Annotated in this window: 17 protein-coding genes; 9 read left to right on the forward strand and 8 right to left on the reverse strand. The window is 36.6% G+C overall.

Features of this window, described 5'->3' with window-relative positions; genetic code table 11:
- Positions 1–109 precede the first annotated feature (109 nt).
- The 4 genes from rbfA to B3P23_RS16950 are packed head-to-tail and all read left to right on the forward strand — an operon-like array spanning position 110 to position 2,892.
- Positions 110–481, forward strand: a complete 372-nt coding sequence (gene rbfA, locus B3P23_RS16935) for a 30S ribosome-binding factor RbfA (protein ID WP_045754929.1) — start codon at positions 110–112, stop codon at positions 479–481.
- Positions 482–511: 30 nt separating this feature from the next.
- On the forward strand, positions 512–1,168 hold the full coding sequence (gene aat, locus B3P23_RS16940; RefSeq protein WP_293928347.1) for a leucyl/phenylalanyl-tRNA--protein transferase: 657 nt from the start codon (positions 512–514) through the stop codon (positions 1,166–1,168).
- A complete protein-coding gene (locus B3P23_RS16945) occupies positions 1,152–2,243 on the forward strand; it encodes an aminotransferase class V-fold PLP-dependent enzyme (protein ID WP_293928349.1) in 1,092 nt (363 codons plus the stop codon). The genes aat and B3P23_RS16945 overlap by 17 nt, the downstream gene beginning before the upstream one ends.
- Before the next feature lies 1 nt (position 2,244).
- On the forward strand, positions 2,245–2,892 hold the full coding sequence (locus tag B3P23_RS16950) for a hypothetical protein (RefSeq protein ID WP_045754932.1): 648 nt from the start codon (positions 2,245–2,247) through the stop codon (positions 2,890–2,892).
- Between the two features lie 27 nt (positions 2,893–2,919).
- Here B3P23_RS16950 and B3P23_RS16955 read toward each other — a convergent pair whose 3' ends face one another.
- On the reverse strand, positions 2,920–3,318 hold the full coding sequence (locus B3P23_RS16955) for a hypothetical protein (protein ID WP_045755671.1): 399 nt from the start codon (positions 3,316–3,318) through the stop codon (positions 2,920–2,922).
- Positions 3,319–3,768: 450 nt separating this feature from the next.
- Here B3P23_RS16955 and hemA point away from each other — a divergent pair, with 450 nt between their 5' ends.
- The 5 genes from hemA to B3P23_RS16980 all read left to right on the forward strand — a co-directional run bounded on the left by hemA (position 3,769) and on the right by B3P23_RS16980 (position 10,148).
- Positions 3,769–5,010: a glutamyl-tRNA reductase gene (hemA, locus tag B3P23_RS16960; RefSeq protein WP_260947230.1), complete on the forward strand. Its 1,242-nt coding sequence runs from the start codon at positions 3,769–3,771 to the stop codon at positions 5,008–5,010.
- 132 nt (positions 5,011–5,142) lie between these two features.
- Positions 5,143–6,735 carry a hydroxymethylbilane synthase gene (gene hemC / locus B3P23_RS16965; RefSeq protein WP_248754888.1) on the forward strand — a complete coding sequence of 531 codons (1,593 nt, stop codon included), beginning with the start codon at positions 5,143–5,145 and terminating at the stop codon, positions 6,733–6,735.
- A gap of 51 nt (positions 6,736–6,786) precedes the next feature.
- Positions 6,787–7,758, forward strand: a complete 972-nt coding sequence (gene hemB / locus B3P23_RS16970; protein ID WP_293928355.1) for a porphobilinogen synthase — start codon at positions 6,787–6,789, stop codon at positions 7,756–7,758.
- A gap of 176 nt (positions 7,759–7,934) precedes the next feature.
- On the forward strand, positions 7,935–9,266 hold the full coding sequence (hemL, locus tag B3P23_RS16975) for a glutamate-1-semialdehyde 2,1-aminomutase (RefSeq protein ID WP_293928357.1): 1,332 nt from the start codon (positions 7,935–7,937) through the stop codon (positions 9,264–9,266).
- 60 nt (positions 9,267–9,326) lie between these two features.
- Positions 9,327–10,148: a hypothetical protein gene (locus tag B3P23_RS16980; RefSeq protein WP_045754937.1), complete on the forward strand. Its 822-nt coding sequence runs from the start codon at positions 9,327–9,329 to the stop codon at positions 10,146–10,148.
- A 507-nt stretch (positions 10,149–10,655) separates the two neighbouring features.
- Here the strand turns inward: B3P23_RS16980 and B3P23_RS16985 are convergent.
- The 7 genes from B3P23_RS16985 to B3P23_RS17015 are packed head-to-tail and all read right to left on the reverse strand — an operon-like array spanning position 10,656 to position 23,195.
- Positions 10,656–12,347 (reverse strand): alkaline phosphatase family protein, encoded by a 1,692-nt coding sequence (locus B3P23_RS16985; protein ID WP_293928358.1) that lies wholly within the window; start codon positions 12,345–12,347, stop codon positions 10,656–10,658.
- 26 nt (positions 12,348–12,373) lie between these two features.
- On the reverse strand, positions 12,374–14,320 hold the full coding sequence (locus B3P23_RS16990; protein ID WP_293928360.1) for a M60 family metallopeptidase: 1,947 nt from the start codon (positions 14,318–14,320) through the stop codon (positions 12,374–12,376).
- Between the two features lie 3 nt (positions 14,321–14,323).
- A complete protein-coding gene (locus B3P23_RS16995; protein ID WP_293928361.1) occupies positions 14,324–16,060 on the reverse strand; it encodes a LamG-like jellyroll fold domain-containing protein in 1,737 nt (578 codons plus the stop codon).
- Positions 16,061–16,078: 18 nt separating this feature from the next.
- Positions 16,079–17,752 (reverse strand): DUF5008 domain-containing protein, encoded by a 1,674-nt coding sequence (locus B3P23_RS17000; RefSeq protein WP_293928363.1) that lies wholly within the window; start codon positions 17,750–17,752, stop codon positions 16,079–16,081.
- A 31-nt stretch (positions 17,753–17,783) separates the two neighbouring features.
- Positions 17,784–18,500 (reverse strand): fasciclin domain-containing protein, encoded by a 717-nt coding sequence (locus tag B3P23_RS17005; protein ID WP_293928365.1) that lies wholly within the window; start codon positions 18,498–18,500, stop codon positions 17,784–17,786.
- 2 nt (positions 18,501–18,502) lie between these two features.
- Positions 18,503–20,026: a RagB/SusD family nutrient uptake outer membrane protein gene (locus B3P23_RS17010; RefSeq protein ID WP_293928367.1), complete on the reverse strand. Its 1,524-nt coding sequence runs from the start codon at positions 20,024–20,026 to the stop codon at positions 18,503–18,505.
- 13 nt (positions 20,027–20,039) lie between these two features.
- Positions 20,040–23,195 (reverse strand): SusC/RagA family TonB-linked outer membrane protein, encoded by a 3,156-nt coding sequence (locus tag B3P23_RS17015; RefSeq protein ID WP_293928369.1) that lies wholly within the window; start codon positions 23,193–23,195, stop codon positions 20,040–20,042.
- Between the last annotated feature and the right edge of the window lie 26 nt (positions 23,196–23,221).

A 23,221-nucleotide genomic window follows, 5' to 3' on the forward strand; every position in this document is an offset into this window, starting at 1 on the left:
ATAAACCAAAATTATATAGGCATATCCATCCAAGGTATGCCTTTATTCTTTTTTATATTTATCTTTGTACCATAATAGTGTGAATTTTCACTAAACAAAAACTAATACGATGGGAACAGAAAGTAAAAGACAACAACGTTTTGCTGGAGTATTGCAACAGGACTTGGCCGAATTACTCCAACGTGAAGGCAACAGTTGGGCTCCTGGTGCATTTATTACGGTAACACGTGTACGCGTAACGCCAGACTTAGCTATAGCGCGAGTATATTTAAGTTTTTTCAATACCAAAACGGCTCCTGAGGATTTAAAAGCCATTCGCACTAAAACAACAGAGATTCGATACAAATTGGGTTCTAAAATTAAAAATCAGGTTCGTATCGTGCCACAACTGGATTTCTTCTTGGATGATACCAATGAGTATGTAGAGCATATGGACAAAATATTTGATGAAATCAGCAAAGAAACAAGACAACCAGATTAAACAATCTGGTTTTTTTGTCTATTTTTAAAAATGGTTTTCAATTTAGATTTTGACAGTAGCCGTGTTAGCTTTCCTCATCCAAAGCTAGCTGATGAGGATGGCTTGCTTGCAATTGGGGGAGACTTAAGTGTGGATCGCTTAATCTTAGCTTATGAAAATGGCATATTTCCTTGGTTTAGTGATGATAGTCCAATTATGTGGTATGCGCCGCATGAACGATTTGTCATCTTTCCTGAAAACCTTAAGATCAGTAAGAGCATGCGTCAGACCTTGAGAAGTAATAAATTTAATATTACTGTTGACCAAGCTTTTGGGGAGGTTATCGAAAATTGCGCTAAAATAAACCGCAAAGATCAAGATGGAACCTGGATCACAGCAGATATGATCCATGCGTATAGCGAATTGAATAAAATCAATTACGCTCATTCGATAGAGGTCTGGCAAAGCAATGAATTGGTCGGTGGACTTTATGGTGTTTATATCAACGAAGTTTTCTGTGGCGAAAGTATGTTTTCTATCGTATCTGATGCTTCAAAGGCAGCTCTTATTTATTTACTCACTCATTTTAAATTGAAATTTGTAGATTGTCAATTCCATACGCCGCATTTAGCTTCTATGGGAGGAACAAGCATTTCTCAACAAGAATATTTGTCTATTTTAACTGAACAGCATGCAAGTAAATTATAAATCATATTTTGATATTCCGGATGATGTTTGCTATTTAACGACGCCAGGATCAGGTCTATTACCGACAGCTTCCAAAGATTGGCGAAAAGAAAGAGATGCTGAATTTTTCAGTGCGATGACCGATTTACGGGAAAAACAAGGTGAATTTAATCAAGCTGTAAAAAAGAGCATTGGCGATTTTTTCACCATTGCACCTGACCATGTTTATAACACGTCTAACTTCTCGACAGGTTTTAATGCTTTACTGGGAAGACTCCCGCAACAGGCAAAAGTGCTGCTACTGGAAGGTGATTATCCTTCGGTCAATTTCTCCGTCATCTTGAGAGGTTTTGAATATGTTACTGCTCAAATTGACGAACAATTGGAGGATAATATCATTGCAGCAATAAAAAAACATCAACCTAGCATATTTATCTTCAGCATCGTACAATATATTTCAGGTATTAAAATCAATCTTGAATTTATTAAACAGTTGAAAACTCAATTTCCTGAATTGCTTATTATTGGTGATGGCACGCAGTATTTCGGCACTGAAGTGTTTGACTTTTCCCAATCTGGATTTGATATAGTGGGGGCTAGTGGCTATAAATGGCTACTAGGGGGATATGGAAATGGTTTTATTCTTGCTAGTGACTACGCAAAACACATTCTTTTTCCGGAGCTATCAACAGAGAACATTGAAATCGACAGCATGTGGGTGGGTAAAAATATCGATCAGCTGTATTTTGAGCCTGGACATATCGATACACTTGCACAGGGAACCTTACAGAAGGGATTGCAATTTCTTACTGAACTAGGCCTGGAAAATACAGCTGCTTATACGCATCGATTGGTACAGCTGGCGAAGGACGAATTGAGCAAAAGAGGGATACTGAGCCAAACTGTCATAAACAGAGCTGAGACGAGCACCATCTTTAATTTACAGATCGATCAGGGACATTTTAATATGTTAATGGAACATCAAATCAAATGTTTCCCACGAGGCAATGGCATTAGAATCGGTTTTCATCTCTACAATGATGAGTCTGATTTAGAAAAATTATTAAAAATTATTGACACTAAAATTTTAAAATAACATGGGTTTCAAAATAGGAGATTTAGTCCGGTTTGTAGATGAACCAATTGAAGGTCATATTACATCCTTTCAATCCAATGACCTGATTGGTGTAACAGATGATACGGGGTTTGAAATACCTGTACTGGCAAGTAAATTGACATTGGTACATGGCAACATGCGTCGTGATGATGACGAACTTGCTGAGCATGCAGAGGAAGTTCCCTCAAAATTTATTGAAAAGGGTATACTATTGGCTATCTCCGGTGATCACAAAGATGGTTTAGCGAAACTGCACATCATCAATGAAACATCTTACGAACTGTTGGTGAGTATTACCGATACGAATATCAATAAAGCTAAGGGCATATTTGCCGAGAAGGTTAGCAAACATGATTCTGTCCAATTTTATTCTGGAAATTTTGCTACTGTTGGTAAATGGCCTACATTTCGTTTTCAAATCATCAAGCACAGCAATACGTTACAATCCATACAGAATCCTATTGTGAAAGAACAACGTGTTCGCCCGGTTGATCTGACCAACCCCAAGGAGGTCAACAATATTCTGGGTGAAAAAGTATGGATCTACGAACTTGATAAAGAAGAGGAGGATCTAGGTCTAGATAAATTAAAATCTCATTTTATTTCGCATCGTCCGAATAAAAAATAAGCTTGGAAAATTTCCAAGCTTATTTTTTTATTCCTCCATTTGCTTGAGCTTCTTAATACTAAGCAATAAGAGGATAATGCCGACTAAATAAACAATCCATCCCCAACGCATGTGCAAAGATTTGGATAGTAAACGATCTGCAAATCCCCATCCGAAGTAATTATTGATTTTAAAATATACTGCGGATATACTGATCAAGTACCAAATGCCTAAGACACGTGTCATCCAACTGTACGCTACTAACTGCCTTACAAAAAAAAGCAAACCCGTCACTCCTATCAGCATATAGGTAATAAAAAACAAGGCGGCATCGGTCTGATAGAGATTCCAATTTCCTTTAATAGGGACTTTCAGCATGGGTAGCATTCCTGCTAAAAGACACAATATCAAACCTGATAATGCTAGGTTTTTCCTTATAATAATCATAATATACAAATTAATATCAGCAAAAATAATCATCTGCTCGTTCAGTTTTAATATTTATTTGCTAAAAATTAATGTGTTAAAGACATCATCACATTGCCTATCCCTGCTATCATGTCAAGCCTAAGATCAACTTCTCATTTATTCCATTGTATTTTCATCCTACTTAGATAATTTCGACTGAAAAAAGCGAAGATACCTTACACAGACCTCTAATCTGATGCTGCCTATACCGTTTTTATTGTGTGATCTTGCGCATATATGCAGAGGTTAAATATGATATTCATCACATAATTTTTGAGCTATCCTTATAAGTGAATAAAAATCAGATGTTTAACATTAATTTAACACTATTTGTAATCGTTCTAAATTCAGCTGTTTGACAGATTTTTGACATATAGCAAAAGCTTTTAAACTACATTTGCAGAGTTAAAATTAATCGAGGGTATTGCTTTGAAGAATCTTAAGGTATTAGCATTCACACACAAACACGTAGAACTTAAAGACTTAGGTAATCTAGTTATTTGTAATGAGGAATTAGAGAGTAGACTAATGAATCTAAAACATAACTTAGATATTCCTGAGGTTTTTTATATTGGTACTTGTAATCGTGTTGAATTTGTGTTTTATGGTGCTCATGACCTGACAAATGAATTCATTGCACAGTTTATGGAAAAACTCAATTTCTGTGTACCCCAAGAGAGATTGCAATGCTATTTAGGTCAAGTTAACAAATATGAGGGCATGGATGCTTTAAACCATCTTCTTCGTATGTCTTGTTCACTAGAAAGCCTAGTCGTTGGTGAAAAAGAAATTCTAGCGCAAGTACGTCGCGCTTATGAACGTTGTAAAGAAGCTGGTTTTACAGGTGATTTTCTTCGTTTATTGATGGATCGCCTCGTGAAAACTGCGAAAGAAGTTTATACGCATACAAAAATTTCTAGAAACCCTATTTCTGTTGTTTCTTTGGCTTACCGCAAATTAAAGGAAATAAAATCTGTTGAAAATCCAAGGATCTTGATTATTGGTTCTGGCGAAACAAATCAAAATTTAGCGAAGTATTTTCAAAAGAAACAGTCCAGCAATTTTGTAATTTTCAATCGCACGGTTGAAAATGCTGAAAAATTAGCTACTGAATTAAATGCGCAAGCTTTCCCATTATCAGAACTGATCAACTATAAAGGTGGATTTGATATCTTGATTACTTGTACTGGCGCTACAACAGCCATTATTGACAATACCTTGTATCAATCATTATTAAATGGAGAAGTCGATAAGAAGATCATTATAGATCTCGCTATTCCAAATGATATCGATGCTGAAGTTTTGGCTAAAAATGCTGTTCATTATATTGAAGTAAGTTCACTGCAAGCTATTGCAAATAAAAATATTGAGGATCGTTATAGTGAACTGTCCAATGCTGAAAAAATCATAGCGGATAATATTCAAGAATTTTTACCGATCATCAAACAAAGACGTGTTGAAGTCGCCATGCGTCAAGTTCCACAAAAAATTAAAGAAATCAAATCTGTTGCATTAAATGAAGTTTTTGCTTCTGAGGTTCAGGCCTTAGATCCAGAGGCACGTGATGTACTTGAAAAGATTATTAATTACATGGAAAAAAAATACATCAAGGTTCCCATGGTCATGGCTAAAGAGATATTAGTCAAGGTCAATGAGAATGGTGTAAATTAACTTCTCTTTACTCTTAAGGCTCTTTTTTTCATTACTTTCGGATTTATTCTGACAGTTACGTGTCATCTAATCGATACTATTTATTTATTTTTGCTTATCTTAATTAATAAAATAAGGTAAAGTATATAGATTGTGAATAGAAAACTTATCATTGGTACTCGTGGAAGTGCACTTGCGTTATGGCAAGCAAACTTCATCAAAGATCGTCTCGCTGAAATTGGCATAGAATCTGAATTAAAAATCATCAAAACTCAAGGTGATATCATTCAACATCTTCGTTTAGATAAACTGGAAGGTAAAGGTTTTTTTACTAAAGAATTAGAAGAAGAATTACTTCAGGGAACTATTGATTTAGCTGTTCACTCTCATAAAGATTTACCTACAGTCAATCCTCCAGGATTGATTATTGCAGCCGTTTCTGATCGCGAAAATCCTGCTGAATTATTAATCATTCATAAAGATTGTGTTGACATTAAGAAACGTCTTTCATTAAAACATAATGCTACGGTTGGCACTTCTTCTAACAGACGTAAAGCACAACTTTCTGCTATAAGACCTGACCTTGAATTTGCTGATCTACGTGGAAACTTACAGACGCGGATGCAGAAATTGAGAGATGAGCAATATGATGCTATCATGTTAGCAAAAGCTGGTATTTCTCGTATTGATATGGATATTTCAGATTTTCATATTGAAGAGATACCTCCTGTAGAATTGGTCCCTGCTCCTGCTCAAGGTGTATTGGCTGTTCAAATTCGTGAACTAGATGTGGAATTATTTCAGGCATTGCAACCTATCAATAATGAAGAAGTTCAAAGAACAATTGCGGTTGAACGTAAAGTTTTAAATCTCTTTGATGCAGGTTGTCACGCTCCATTGGGAGCTTATTGTCGTAAGGTTGGTGATACATACGAAGCTTGGACTTCCATCGCTGATACGAGTGATGATTTTCCTGATCGTTTTTACGTGAAAGGAAATGACCCTGCACTATTGCCTGAAATTATATTTTCTAAGTACGCTAAAGACAGAAAGCTTCCAAGTTCGGTTTTCATTAGTCGCGATTTGGATGAAAACTCTTATCTATCTCGTTTCTTTGCTAAACATAATATTCAGGCAGATGCACGTTCTTTAATTAAAATATTCCCCATTATCAATAAATTGGATCCATATATCCTAAAGCATGTAGATTGGATCTTTTTCGGAAGTAAAAATGGTATCGAGCATTTTTTTAGCTTAGAACCTCGCTTAAGTAAAAAGACAAAAATTGCTGTTGTTGGTCGTGGTTCGGAAGAAACATTGCGCAAATTTGATCGTGTAGCTGATTTTTCGGGTGAACAGTTCGGGATTAATATGGAGGAAATCGGTGCTAATTTTGCTGCAGTGGCAAATGGTGGTACCGTTTTAATTCCTCGTGCTAAAGGATCTTTAGAAACAATTCAGAAAGCGCTTAGTCCAGAAACTAAGGTGATCAATATGCCTGTGTATGAAACTGTACTTGAGGACAATGTCAATGCTACAAGCGCTGAGGTCTTAATATTTACAAGTCCGAGCAATGCTGAGGCCTATTTTGTCGACAATTTAATTGAACCTGAACAACAAGTCATTTGTATCGGCCGCTCTACTGCTGCGATATTTGATGAAATGGGACTTTCCTATACACTTCCTTACTCACCCGATGAGATCGGATTGGCGGAGGCTATATTTGGATTAGATTATTCTTCATAATACGATTGGAAGAACTTGATGTTCTTCCAATCTTCTTTAAATACATATATCATGTTACAACGTCCGAGAAGAAATCGTAAATCTGCTGTGATTCGCGATATGATTCAAGAAAACCGTCTAAGTACGGGTAATTTAATCTTTCCACTCTTTATTGTAGAAGGGCAAAATCAAAAAACAGCAATTTCATCTATGCCTGGTATCTATCGCTATTCGATTGATAACTTATTGCGTGAAATTGAAAGTTGCATGAAACTGGGATTAAATTCATTTGATCTGTTTCCTGCTGTTGAGGAGTCTTTGAAAGATAAGTTCGCCACTGAAAGTTATAGAAAGGGTACTTTATATCTTCAAGCCATTGAAGAGGTTAAGAAAAACTTTCCTGAAGCTTGTGTGATTACTGATGTTGCGATGGATCCTTACAGTTCGGACGGTCACGATGGTATCGTCGAAAATGGTGAAATCTTAAATGACGAAACATTAGTTGTTTTAGGAAAAATGGCTTTGGCTCATGCACACGCTGGTGCAGATATTATTGCTCCCTCTGACATGATGGATGGCCGCATTGGCTATATCCGTAATATCTTGGATGAAAATGGATTTACAAATGTGTCCTTGATGTCCTATACGGCAAAATATGCTTCATCATTTTATGGGCCATTTCGTGATGCCTTGGGTTCTGCTCCTAAAAAGGGAGACAAAAAGAGCTATCAAATGAACTATGCTAACAGTAGAGAGGCATTGATCGAAGCTCAACTTGATCTGGAGGAAGGTGCAGACTTTTTAATGGTAAAACCTGGTTTGCCTTATCTGGATATCATTAAATCACTGCATGATAACTTTGATCTACCCATTGCCGCTTATAATGTTTCTGGCGAATATGCGATGATCAAAGCCGCTATCGGTAACGGCTGGCTGCAAGAGACGGCTATACTGGAAACGTTAATGAGTTTCCGCCGTGCAGGTGCTACAGCAATTTTAACCTACCATGCCAAAGAAGCAATAGAAAAAGGTTGGATTAAATAAGCAACTTTAGATATAACAAATAAAGCCCAAGTGCAATGCTCTTGGGCTTTATTTGTTATATAAGCATAGCGGATTATAATGACCTATATCGTGTTTATTATTATGCTATTCCTTACACTGAAATGAGAGATTTTAGTAAATAATTGGATACTTTTGTAGTGTAAAAATGAATCAATATGACACAACAAAATAGCGCTCACACGAAAACTGCTGATATTTCTAGAGAAAAGTCTGCTCAACTTTTTGAAAAAGCGAAACAATATTTTCCTGGTGGAGTAAATTCTCCTGTCCGTGCTTTCAAATCTGTATATGGTACTCCTTTATTTATTGAAAGAGGAGATAAAGCTCATATCTGGGATGCGGATGAAAATGAGTTTATCGATTTTTGTTGTTCTTGGGGTCCTCTTATTCTAGGCCACAACAATGATCAAATTCGTGAGGCTGTAACGGCACAGTTGAGCAAAGGCTTAAGTTTTGGAGCGCCTACTGCTTTGGAAAATGAATTGGCAGAATTGATTATTTCCAATAATAGATTTATCGAGAAAATTCGTTTTGTAAGTTCGGGAACAGAAGCTGTTATGTCGGCAATACGTTTGGCTAGAGGCTATACTAAACGTGATAAAATCGTAAAATTTGAAGGTTGCTATCATGGTCACTCGGATTCTCTTTTGGTAAAAGCTGGATCTGGATTGGTTACTTTTGGTGAGACTTCTTCTGCTGGTGTACCTAAAGCATTTGCGGATGAAACTATTGTGATAGCATTAAATGATGAGGAGGCTTTGGCAGCTGTTTTTGAGCAATTTAAATATCAGATTGCTGCTGTTATTATTGAGGGAGTCCCTGCCAATAATGGTCTTTTACTTCAAACAAAAGAATACATTCATTATTTAAGAGAGATCACCAAACAAAATGGGGCTTTGCTCATCTTTGATGAGGTTATTACTGGGTTTCGTTTAGGTTTTGAGGGCGCCGCAGCTTATTATGAGGTGAAACCTGACATCATCACTTATGGTAAAATTATCGGTGGTGGTATGCCGGTAGGTGCCTATGGTGCCTCTCAGGAACTGATGAGTTGTATATCTCCAGATGGTGCCGTATATCAAGCGGGTACTCTTTCTGGCAATCCTGTTGCTATGGCTGCTGGAATAGCAACATGCAAAATCTTAACACAGCCTGATTTTTATAAAAACCTGAATGCAACAACTGCTTCTTTTGTTTCGGATATTCGTAACTACATCGAGGAGAAAAAATATGAAGTAAAAATCTTTACGATAGCTTCTATTTTTTGGTTTGCTTTTACGGATCAAGATGCCATCCTAAAGGCGAGTGAAATCGACCCTAATTCGATGGATTTTTACAAAAAAATGCACCGAGAATTATTAAACCGTGGTATCTATTTTGGTCCTTCAGGTTATGAGGTTGGCTTTATTTCTCATGCGCATACGGATGCTGATTTAGCTACTGCTAAGGAACATATTTTCGCTGCTTTGGATTTAGTTTTTGGATAATTGTAAACTTTTTCATGATTTAACTGTTTATATTTATTGTAAGATCAATACATAATAATTATGAAAAAAAATATCTTAAAGTCTGCTGTAGCTGTTTTAGCTATCACGGGAACACTAGCTTCATGTCAAAATACCGCAACTAAAACAACTACGGGACAAGATTCTATTGTATCGCATGATACTACTGCTCATACAGAAATTACAGTTACACCTGTCGCGGACTCAAAAGCATTCCCTGGAGCAGATCTAAAAGTTGCATCAATTACTTCTGAAAAAGTGGGAACAGATTCGGCAAAAGTAATGGTAAAATACACGGTTAGTAATTTTAAACTAACGGAGCAAACGGCTCATGATCATCATATGGCTAATTCACATGATGGTCAGCATATTCACTTTATTTTGGACAATAAGCCATATGCTGCTCTATATAAACCTGAACATACGGTGACTGTAGCATTGAATTCTGAGCACTATCTGATGTCATTCTTATCTCGCTCTTATCATGAGTCGATTAAAACAACTGAGGCATCTAAGTTGGTCAAATTTAAGGTTGATAAAGATGGTAAAGTGGTGCAGGATGCTGCAGTTACGGCTCCTTCGCTATTCTACAGCCGTCCAAAAGGTGAATATAAAGGTGAGGATACAAAAGTATTATTGCTAGATTTTTTCTTAGTTAATACGACTTTAGCTGCTGATGGAAACAAGGTACTAGCGGATGTAAATGGAAAACAATTTACATTGGATAAATGGGGTCCTTACGAAATCAAAGGTTTGCCTCTTGGCGATGCGAAAATAAAATTGTCTTTAGTTGATAAAGATGGTAATGCCATCACGGGAGATAATGTTTCAATAGAAAGAGATATCAAATTGTTAGCGCAATAGACTCTATCCAATAAAATTAAAAAGCTTCGAAATATTTCGAAGCTTTTTTTGTTTTTAAGCTGTTTTTTATAATCTAATTTTAAAATAGTTAGTTGAAAAAAAATCAGATGGATTACTTACAACTTCATGATATATCTTCCTTTGATATTTATTCTTTAATTAGCAACTAGATAGCTTGTTCTCTTAAAATCATAAGTATCCACACAATTATTAAGATTTTCATAATTATACCTCTGTAATTGATCTTGCCATCAACGAATACTTCAAATAACTAAATAGTCAAAGGGATATTGTAATTTTAACTCTCAAAATTATACTTATAAAGTGTTAAATACTAGATTATTACACCAATCATAATAAGCTAATATTGCAAAAAATATAATAAGTCCACTTAGATTAAATATTTTAACCGCTAAGAACTTAATACAGCATTACTTCAACCTAATCTTTAAAATATCAACATTTTTTAAATAAATATAAAGGAAGATTAGTTATTAGCAATCTATATTATTTCTTTAAAAATTCAACTTCAAACTTGTTCAGATAAGGAATACCATCAAAACCAAAATCCTTCAAAATGGGGATATTCATCCAATACAGTGTTAAAGCAGAAACGTCATAAGCGGTCGATATAATGGAATATTTTTCAACTTTTGCATCAGGCTTCGAGCTTGGCGGAAAATCATCTCCAAAACTTACCCACTTGTAAGAGCCAGTAATTGGAATATTACTCCCTCCCGGAAGTTTAGTAAAGAATTTATCCTCAAGTCCCTCGTCCATTGGCCAATAACCGATTACATTAGAATAATTTGGATGCTTAGTGATATCTGTGAGTCTAAATGTATTCTTAACCGTTTCGTCACTTAAGGCAGTATTAAAATATGTAAGGTTTGCTCCATGAAAAGATGTAGGAACGTCATTATCACCTGCACGGTGTCCTATTCTAAGGGCTTCGGTAGTACTTAGACTTTTATTTCTGCTGATATTCATACTCTTAGATTGTAACTTACCGTCCATGTAGATCTTTAAAGTACGGGTGTTCGCATCTAGGTAATCGACTGTCATCGTTAACGTATGCCAATCTGTACCTGGTTTATCATCCGCAGTTATATCCGATTTACCTACACCCCCGTTTAATGTTCCGCCTACAGTCACTACCCATCCCCCACCTGGATAATACGCCCATTGCCAACCTGTTATATTACCACCATTTAGATTGGTACTATGGCCGAAAAAAGAAGAATAACCACCAGGAACAGCATTAAATTTAACATCCATCTGCACCGTAAAGCTTTTAGTTTGACCCGCATCAAACAAACCTTTATCATCTGGAATGATTGCTTTTGAAGTTTTCTCTGCAAAAAGAACAACATTAAAACCAGATTTCTTCAATTCATACTCCTGAAATGCTGGATTGTATAGCATAATAAAACCATTTTGACTATCACTTTTTCCTCCTCCATGATTAGTGGTTACGATAATTAACCAATCTTCTTGATCATAATTCTTTCTCGCTTTCACGGCATCTAATAGATTTCCAATATAAGTATCCGTTTGATTAAGCGCCGTAACGAAAGCAGGATTACTCGTATTAAAACCATCCTTAATTCCAGCTTCCTGTACTGCTTTAAAATCTACTACAATGGTTCCTAAACTATTCTGGCTCAAAATCGACACAGCACTATCCTTCACCGCTAAATCTGTAGTAACTATTGGAGCATCATCCGCATTACGAATATAATCCCTTAAATTATCTGACGTAGTAACCATAGCAGTCGTAACTGTTTTATATTGAGTAACATAATCAAGCACATTTCTATAATTGACCACGTCACCATGATCTTCATTATTATCATCTTCTGTACGTTCAAAACTATCATCGCTAATGTGATGTTTCATTAAAGATGTGCCCGTCAGCATCGACACCCATCCTGAAGTGCTAGTAGATGTTGCCAAAGTATTAAAGGTATACTTTGCATTCTTTTTCATCATCGCCATATTTGCTGGCAATGATTTCTGTAATTCCGCGCCGGGAAGGCCATCAATAGTTATGACCAAGACTTTACGCTGAGCCGTACTCAAATCCTTAATTTCTTCAAATACAGGTGGTGGATTATCGTATTTTTTACATCCTGCAATAATCGAAACACCAATCAAGAGCAAGGTAAGAGTTGTATATAATTTAAAATTTAATTTCATATGAATAGCTATTTTAATTTTATCAATTATGGCTTAATTAAGTTCAATTCACCAAACACAACGTATGGGTTCGTTGTATATCCATCCTTTACAATAACTTTAAAATATTTAGCACTTATATTTCCATTGGGAAATATGTATTCGAATTTACTGTTACTATTTGGTAAAACTGCATTACCGACTTTTTCATAGTTTACATTATCTCGGCTGTAATAAACCTCAATATTTTTACCATCTCCCGCTCTATTGCCACCAGGTCTGTTATAAAAATACATTCCCTTAATTGACTGGGTGGCACCAGCATTTAAAACGAACGTGAATGGATAAGATTCGCCTGCTTGAATACCTGAATATTTAGAATGATAGAAGGTATTTAGATCGCCGTCAACCAAATTTGCTATAGATCCCTCCTGTGCAGGACAACTCACATAATCAACCGTTGTCTTATATACTATTGGACTTGTCCCACCTGTTTTAGTCAATGGATTATACGTCCATATCTGCTTTGTTAGCAGTGGAAATCTAGCTGATACAGCTGCTGCTACATTCGGACTATAGTCAATTCCCCACGCATCAAAAAATGGTGCTAAATCTGTTTTAGTATATTCTGATAATTTTTCATAAACCCAGTTATGTTTAGTGATATCAGTGGGGTTGGTTCGACTTGCCCGACGAGCTTCTGTATAAAGATGTGCCATCGCATCATATCCATATACTTCAAAAATCTGTACAAAAGGTGTCATTCTTTTAAATGGATCATCCATTGCGGCATCCTTATCAAAATTTTTAGCAGTCGCAGTAACACTGGGATTACTCGCATATTTAATTGCTTCAGGAAAACCTCCAGTTACACCAGGATGCAACTTAGAATAATTAGCACCTATACGATTCGCTACTTTGAAATTAAACAAATTGTTTGTAGTTTCACCTAAGGTACTCCAGCTCCAAATGCTTCCCTGTTGACAGTTGTGTCCAAATTCATGATATGAACCCCACATCCCTTCGCTTGTGCTAATCTCTTTTAAGCTTGTCATTCCTCTAAACCATTCGGAATCATTATAGCCCACAAATGGAAAACCGTTGTGACCATAACCAGCAGTTAACTGAATATCCAATACTCCTCTCCATGCACCTTGAGGACTACGATCCTTCTCGTTTAGTGCATCGTCTGAAAGTCCCATCCAACCATTAAAGTCTTTTTCAAAGACATCATTCCAAAGCGTCATTACTTTTGTCGGATCATTAATTGGCTCAGATGAACTGAAAGATTTTATAACACGATCTCTTGGAATTAAAAAAACAACACGTTTTGTCCTAAACTCTAACCAAGGTACATTGGATGCTTTCACTTTAGCGATCCATTCGTCATTGCTCATTTCACCCAGAACAAAATCCGGCGATACACAAGCATTAGTAATCGTAAATTCAACAGGTTTTTCATATGCTCTATTAGGCTGAATATAAATGGTTCCGCCATATAAGTTACGAACGTAGTTTGCGCCAGCATATAGGCGTTGCCGCATAAAAATAACTGGATCTCGCAATAATGGATATTTACCACTTAAATTATCCGTATGTCCACCTATTTGGACAGTAAGCCCTTCAATTCCTTCAGGTACGACGATTTTAACAAGCTCTCCTGGAGCGGCATAAAAGCCCGTACTATATTGTGGCTGAGGGGCTACAGATATGCGTAAATTTTGAGTTGTTTGATTTGTAAAATTAAGATCTAATGTAAATTTAGCATCTACTACACGAGGTTCTTTCTGATCAACTAAGCCTGGAAAAACCCTTGCTTTAGCATACATAGATTTATCAATATTTCGCATATTTGTATCGATCTCCCCATCTGCTACATTTTTAGAATCATCAGGATAACCATCTGAAATATTATACCCATATTTCTTGCATGATACAGCGCTGATTAACAACGCCAGGCTACATATTATTGTTATGATTTGATTATTTTTCATCACTTAGTCTCTTGGTAAATTAAAAGAAGGATTATAAAATTTCCCCATTAGTCCCCAGTTTTTAGGTACCGAGATGTTCATCCAATTATAAATCATGACTGGAATATCGACACCGTTTGGCACTACCTTAAAAATTGATTGTGAAATAGTTGGTGTAATATTTGGCGAAAAATCACTGAAGTTAACCCAATTAATTTTATTTTGAATATAAAAGGGTGTTGATTTACCTGTAACGTCATTCAATACCTCTCCTTCACCTTCATTACATTTCCAATAACCCGTTAATTTATTGTAATAAGCATCATTTTCTTCATTCAACGGAGTTGTCTTACTTTTCGCAATTATTACGTCATTAGGAAGAGCCATGTTATAAATTGCAAAGTCACTAATCAAACAATTGACATTCCCATCCCCGATAGAACCCAATCGTAGCGGGCTCGATGTATTCAGGTTTCCAAGATTCGTAATATTCAGATCACCTCCTGGTGCGGGAATCCCATCGATAAACAAAGTCAAATAACGAGTAGTGCCATTTTTCCAAAATTTCGCTGTAATATTATGCCAAATACCATCGGCAATATTTCGCGTATGTACCCGCTGCGTATTAACTTGACCAACTTGACTTAGATTGATACCTACTGTACCTCCAGATTCCATAAAGAAAAGCCAACCAACTACTCCTCCACTAAAACTTGCTCGTTTTGATACAAAAGCGGGATAAATCGTACTACCCTGATCCCATCTGATATTAAAACGAATCGTTGCATCTTGATCAGCTCCAAAATTTGCTAAATCGGCATTACGTTGTTCAGCTCTTGAATTTGCTCCTTGATAGCGTTGCGTTGTACCGACATAAGGCAAAGCATCCATCTGGGGCTTATCATACTTATTGGACGTAAATTTGGGGTTATAGAATGCATAAAAGGCATTTCTTGATCCATCCGCATAGATATTGGATCCAGATTCTCCTCCAGATAGACCTCCACCGCGACTAGAGGCGATAACAATCATCCAATTCTCACCTTCATAGGTTTTACGGGCTTTTAAAGCTTCCAAAATTTCTCCTATATAATTATCTAACGTTTGAATGGCTGCGACATAAGCAGAATTAGACGCTGAAAAATCAGATCCGCCAGCAAGAGCTGCGGCATCAAACTGACCAACTAAAAGGGATGCATTACCTGTCGTCAACTCCTGTACAACTGCTTTTTTGACATCAGCGTCATTCGCTAATGTTTTCGTCTCCGTAGCGTCTTTTGCCAAATTAACATTTATCTCCGAATTGCTAGTAAACGAAACCGTTCGCGCATTTTTCAATTCATCTTTGATACGAGTGAAGATTGTTGGTGTTGCCGCATTATTGAATTCTTCAAAACTACTCGAAGTAACCTGATGTTTTGTGTAATCAACACCAGTCAACATAGTAGTCCACGCAGCGGCTTGTGTATAAGGATGATAATTATAGTCCGCAACACCATCATACGTATATATGGACCGAAGGGTAATTTGTGTCAAATTTTTGGGAGCCAACTCTTGAATCACCGAGCCTTTCACTCCATCTAGAATTAAGTATAATACACGCTTAGAGCCATCTCCTACTCCGAGCGTATCGTTTTTAGATGAGTCAGGTAAACTATTGATAAAATCTTTATTACATGCCCCATTCATGAACAATGCTCCCATAAAAAGGATACAACCCAATACCCTTATGCCGACTCTTGATTTCTTATTTCTTTTCATATCTTTTAAATTTGGGTCTTATTTTTTGATCAGTAAACGTAAAATATTACCTGGTAACGTCGAATTAAATCGTGAAATACTTCCCACCAAGATCACCTTCGATTCGTTTGACATTTCCGTTTCAATCATGTCATATATGCGCCCTTTGAAGCCACCTGTATTATTATATCCAGTAGCTAACTTCCCATTAGCGTCTAAAATCATAAAACCTTGCCTCAGATAATCCCCATAGCGATTAAAGGTTCCTGATACAATAATTTTCCCACTGTTCAACTGTGCTGCGAAAGTCACTGCACCACCGCTTATTTTTTCACTGATAAAAGTATCATCTACGGTACCATCGCTATTTAATACAATAACAGCATTAGCAGATTTACCGTTAAATGAGGTAAACAAACCGCTTAAAACAATCTTTTTTGTTACTTCATTATAACGGATTGAATTGATATCCCCATCGGATCCTTGACCAACATTAAACGACTGGTCGACTGAACCATTCAAATTTAATCGAACAATACGATTAGCTGTGATTCCATTGAAACTTGTAAAATTACCGACCAAAATTAATTTACCATCACTCTGCATCATTGCATCGTTGATCGAACCATTCCCAGCTGTCTCACTTTGTCCTGTAGCAGGATTATAATGAAAAGTAGAATCCATCGAACCATCTAAATTTAATTTAGCTATTTGCAACATACGTGTCACATCATAAACTTTATCATCATAGGATGAATTAGGATAATAAATACGTTTATAGTTTTGGAAATTTCCTATGACATACAGTTTTTCACCAAAGATGAAAGTCTTGCGTACGACACCGTCAACACCTCCATTAAAGGCTGGAATAGTATCTGCATTTTTCCATACTTTTTCTGGGGTAGGATTCACTATATCTAAAGTGCGTATCGTGTCCAAAGATCCATTATCATTCAGTCTTGTAATATTATTTATCGTTTGTCGGGTTGGTCTTTTCGAATCATACGCCGAAAAATTACCCGATACAATAAATTTACCATTGTAAGATCCAGTATTAATTCTGTTGATTGAATATATTGTCTTGCTTGCACCAAATGCACCAATCCCAAACCTCATATAATCATCATCATATCCCCCCTCTGGACCCATTTGCACAATACCCGCTTTGGGTTTCTCTTCCGTTGCTTTCAATTCAAAACTATCAAAAGCCCCACCTAGCCAAAATTTACTATTTGGTAATTGAATAATATCATAAATACTTGCATCTCCACCAGTCCCCAATTTGCTAGTACCATTAATTGCTTTAAATGATACATCGACTGATACCTTGCCTCCAATTTTGATTACTGGGCCAAAGAAAGACTGTTCGTTTGCTGTAACCCATACTGATCCCGTACTTGCCATTGCGGGGACAACAAAATTCAAGGTGGAATCCGTGTAAGTTAATACCTCCGCCTCAAGTTCGTTGACGAAGACCTTAAACTGATCTTTATATTTCAGCAATCCATTAACTTTCAATTCTAAGGATGCTCCTGCATTTACAATATCTGGATCTGTTGTCTTTGAAATAAATTGGATATCTAAAACCTGTTTGCCACCTGCATAAGGATCTTCTGCTAAGTCCTTACTCTTAGAACACGAATTTGTTATGCAGGAAAACCCCAGCCCAACGACCAGCAATAAACCTATTCTATATTTTATTTTATGTAACATTTCTTAAATGATTTATAAATTAGCAAATTCATTAAGGAGTGGCCGGAGAAATGCCTCCAGAGATAACCAGATCTATAAAGCTCTCCGTATCAAACCCTAGGGTATGCTTCACGCGATTAAGAACGTGAACAGCGCCATTGTTCGTTTGAACATCTGACATCGATACCGGTACATTAACTAAACGAACCTGTGGATTTGATAAGTCTGGTATGTAAGCCAAAAATAACTGCCTATAACCCGCATACTGCATACCTCCAGCATTATTGTAAATAACACCGACATTCATCAGCCGTCCATCAAAACTGGTGTAATTTTGACCTGGAAAAGTGGTATAGGCTAACGTATCTCGTTGTGGATAATCCTTTAAAAGATTTGTTCCTTTAAAAATATATTGAGATAATACAGTACGCCATACCGTTGGTTTAATCTGTGTCAATTGCGATACCGTATCCTTACCATTAAATCGCAAAGTTTTATTAAGACGCATAATTGCTTTATTTACAGAACCCCCTGGCGGAACAAAAAAAGTAACATTCTCATTTTGAAGAACATCTTCTAAACCTGCCAATTTAATAATGGTCAATGTACTATCAAATACAGGACCCTCTGACTTCAGAAATTCGATCGTGGTCCCATTAAATTTTGGATCATGAATACCTGAATCGTAATAATATTTTTTACAGCTCGAAGATAATAACACGACTATCGCAACAATCAATAGGGATATTTTATTTTTAACGTTTATCATAATTAGTTCCAAAAAGTATTACTGGTTAAATTAGGGTTTGCTCCACGCTCTTCCGCCGTGATAATTAATGGCCATGTCCATGCCCCACGGTTGAAATCTCCAACGGACATCACGGTTTTCGCAAACTCTGTATCTATCACTCGTTTTGTTCTAACCAAATCGAAATAATAATGACCTTCCCCAATGAGTTCACGACATCTTTCAGCGAAAATATCATTCTTTAAAGCTAAACCAGTACTCAGAATATCTGGAGCACCCGCTGCTTGCCTGACCTGATTCAAATATCTATGTGCTGTTGCCTCATTATTCAATTCTGCAGCCGCTTCTGCTGCGAGCAACAAAGCGTCTGGCAACCTAAAAATAATGGCACTATCATCACTATACATCGTAATATTAGTTCCTGAACCCTTCGAGTAGGTATTGATGAATTTCTTAAATTGAAAAGCACTACTTTCTGTACTCATATTCTCAAACCAAGTCGAGCGTCGAAGATCAGCGTTTGATTCCGGAAATAATTTATCAATGTATTTCTTATCGTAGGTTAAAAAGCTTTTGGTCTTATCTTCTTTTCCTCGATAAGGGTAATGTGAGAAGAAAAAAGAATAATTTGCATAATCAGAGAATGTCTCTCCATAATTAAAGTCCTGCAACAAGCCGAAAAGATTTTCAGCAGAACGACCTTTAAAGATACGTTTCGTATTCTCCGTTGAAATAGTCAACAGCGAATAATCCTGATAGGTCGCCATCTCTTCCGCAAGTGAAAGTACAGCAGTATAATACCCCTCTTTGCTTTGCGTGTCCCAAGCTGCTGCCCACATATTCAAATGCATCAATAAAGCGACTGCACTTGCGCGAGTCGGACGAACACCAATCATATTGGAGGAACTCTGTCTAATCGGCAAATCATCTTTTACGGCCTGCATATCAGCAATACATTTTTTCATCACTACAACTTGATCTTCACGTGGAAGCGCTTTGCTATTATATGCATCAGTGTAATATATAACATCTCCAAACATGCGACATAAAAATAGGTAGCTTAAATTTCTTGTAAATACAGCTTCGGCCTGATATTGCTTTCTGTCTGTTTCTGAAAATCCCGGAGCATCTAAACGGCCCGTTTCGTAATACAAAATATTACTTGCCGCAATGACATCATACCAAGCTTTCCAATTCATATTATCTTTTATTCTATTATGATAAGTTGTCGAGCCATTCATTACAGAAGTCATATTATTGGAGATCAAACTATTAACTGGACCACTACCATCACTATCCAGATTTTCAACCACCTTAACATAATTACCGCGCATATCCAATGACGGAATTAACATAGTTCCTCCAAACTTATTTTTCAATTTCAGGTATATACCATTCGTATAGCCTTCAACATCTTTTTTAGTTTTCCAAAAGTTATTACCCGACAAAGCGTCAATGGGTGTTACATTTAGAAACTTTTCACAGCTTGACATTGACAGCAACAATGTTGATGCTATCAATAAATAGGTTATTTTTTTAAATTTCATGATCTCAAACGTATTAAAACTCGATATTTAAACCCAAAGAAAATAATTTAGGCAAAGGATAGTTGCCCCCAAAGTCACGTCCTAGTGCACTTACAGTTTCCGGATTAGCTCCAGAATATCGTGTAATATATCCTAAATTTGCTGCTGAAAAATTCATGCTCATTCTATTCATGCCATATCTTCTTGTCAAGTTTTGATCGAAGTTATAATAGACTTTTATGGAATTGAGCTTTAAGTATGATCCATCCTCTTGGAATAGAGTTTGATTGTAACGGAATGGATTAATACGACCATTACGCACAAAATCCATCGGATTGCCATAGGTTGCAACATCACCATCCTGCTTCCAATAATCAATCATTGATAAAGGAACGATACTACCCATAGTAGTCGGATTTCCGAAGCGCGAGAATTGGTAAGCTAAAGTATTATTCAGAACGTCCCGTTTTAATGTAAACGAAGCATTCACCTCTACACTCCACTTTTTATATTGTAAAAGAGAAAATAATCCCCCTGTTATTGCCGGTTGCGAATTACCTGCTATAACACGGTCATTATTGTCCAACACATAGTTACCATCCAAATCTGTGAATATAGGATCGCCTCCTTTAAAATAATTTAAGGGATCATTTCCGCCCACCCGGTAAGGTAACCCAGTAACAGGATCCACAGGTACTTGTCCATTGGTTGCGTAAACTCCCTTCGTATTGAACAAGAAATTAGACAATGAATTAATCCCCAGTCTTTGATAAATATCTTGACCATCACTGCCCGTAGAAATTATTTTTTCACGTAAACCATCTGGTAATGCTGCCAAAATCTCTCTATTGATAGCAAAACTTCCGGACATGGTCCACTTAAATGGACTTGTAGGTGCTAACGGACGTCCTGTAACTTGAAACTCCCATCCATAATTCACATTACTGATCTCAGTTGATGCAATTTTGTTAAAAGAATTGGTTGATGAAATGACTTTATCTTGGAAGATATTATCATTTTGCTTGTAATAACTATCCATCGATAATGTAAATCTATTGCTAAATAGTGAGAAGTCTATCCCAGCATTATAAGTGGTCGCCTTTGACGGCTCTAATGATAAATTCGGCAAATAATTTAGATCAGTTACCACAGTTGGGTTATTATTGTAGCGATCAGAACCATAGTATTTACCATAAGTGTAATAGATATTACCATTTGGCGAAATATTAGAACCATAACTTAAACGTACAGAGCCATAATCCAACCAAGTAGCGTCTTCCATAAAACGTTCTTTTTCAATATTCCATTTGATTGCAATAGCAGGATTTTTGATATAACCAGCATTAGGACCATTGGTCGACAAACCATCCGCACGATAGTTTAAGTCTAATACATACCGCTGTTTATAGTTATATGAAAACTGCCCAGCAAAAGCCACCGTACGTAGATCATTATACTCAAGCGTTCCTCCTTTGGAACTTGCATAACCTGTCTGCTTGACAATTGGACCTTGCAATTGATCGTTCACAACGCGATCATTTTTCATCGCATCCGACTTAAAAGCTGAGGCTCTTAATTCTGAGAATGCAAACAATGAAAAATTATGGGCATCTTCACCATGCTCTTTAAAAGAAAAGACATAAGATAATTGATTTCTATTGTAAATAGTTGTCGCACGGTCATTATAGGTATAATACAATGCTTGATTATTATTCAATGCCGCCGGTGTAAAATTATCTTTCGTACCTGACTGACCATTATAATTCAAATACGATGATGCTTTAAAGTTTTTAAAGAAATCATAACTTAAATTAACAGTTGCTGTTGTAATCAATACTTTATTATCATCTTCCGTTTTCAAAGCACTTAAAGCACTGTTCACAGAAGAAAATAGCGTTGGAGCAGGCAACAAAGAAGAAGCATCTGCCGCTGCTGCAACACCTGTATTAAACAATCCATTACCACTACCCATACGTTGCTGTTGGATCGAATTGTTTAATTGCGCTTCCAATTTAAACCGTGGATTTGGATTATAGATCATATTCATGTTCAAATTATACCGACTATAGCCTGTATTTTTTTGAACACCTGTTTCATCATAAATCCCTAATGCTACTTTATAATTAAATTTAACATCACCCCCCGATACGTTCAGATTGTGTGTTTGATTATATGTAGGTTTGTAAAAGTACGATTGCCAATCAGTGGAATTATTATAATAAGGGTTATAGCGATCGGACAAAAATGGTGTATTGGCGATCATATCCAACGCATGATAATAAGAAGTATCGTATTTCATAATTTGATCAATACGTAACAATCTTTCATCCTTCCCTCCTATTACAGTTCGTAATTGTGGGACTGTGGATAGGAATGCTGACCCATTATAACGAACAACCGGAACTTTCGAATTACCACGTTTTGTCGCAATTAGTATAACGCCATAGGCACCTCTAGAACCGTACAGTGCTGTTGCTGCTGCATCCTTTAATACAGTAATGTTCTCAACATCCTCCGGAGGAATCTGTGATGCTGGCGAAACGCCAGGCCCCGCTTGTTGAAATCCATATGAAAAATTAGCATTATCATCCACAGGCACCCCATCGATCACATATAAAGGTGATGTCGGCGTCAGGAAAGCCGCATTACCATCACCTGATACACTAATATTAGAAATACCACGAATCGTCACACTCCCTCGCACACCTGGTGCACCAGAAGTATTCTGAATATTAAGACCAGCTACTTTACCTTGCAGTAAACTCATGATATCCGATGCAGGTACACCTTGGATATCTTTCCCTGAAATTGTAACAGCAGATCCCGTACTTAAAGCTCTATTTTTAGTTTGATAACCTGATGTAACTTTCGCTTCATTCAACATTTGAGTTGTTGCCTGTAAAGTCACTGCGATATAGGTTTTGTTATTAACAGCCACTGCAACCGTTTTATAACCCAGAGATTTAAATGTAATCTCTCCATTATCAGGCACGGTGATTGTAAACTTACCATATCGATCAGAACTTCCTATGGCTTTTCCTCCTAAGGAAATACTTACTCCCGATATTGTCTCATTAGAACTCGAAGAGCCACTCGTCACGACTCCCGTCACCTTGATCTGCTTTTGAGCATAAACAAGACTATGCGAACCTAAAGCCAATATGATACCTATCGTATATATATACTTCATTTGAAATACTTTTAATTTAAGTTTAA

This window comes from Sphingobacterium sp. UBA6320, assembly GCF_002440335.1.
In the GTDB taxonomy this organism is placed as follows: Bacteria; Bacteroidota; Bacteroidia; order Sphingobacteriales; family Sphingobacteriaceae; genus Sphingobacterium.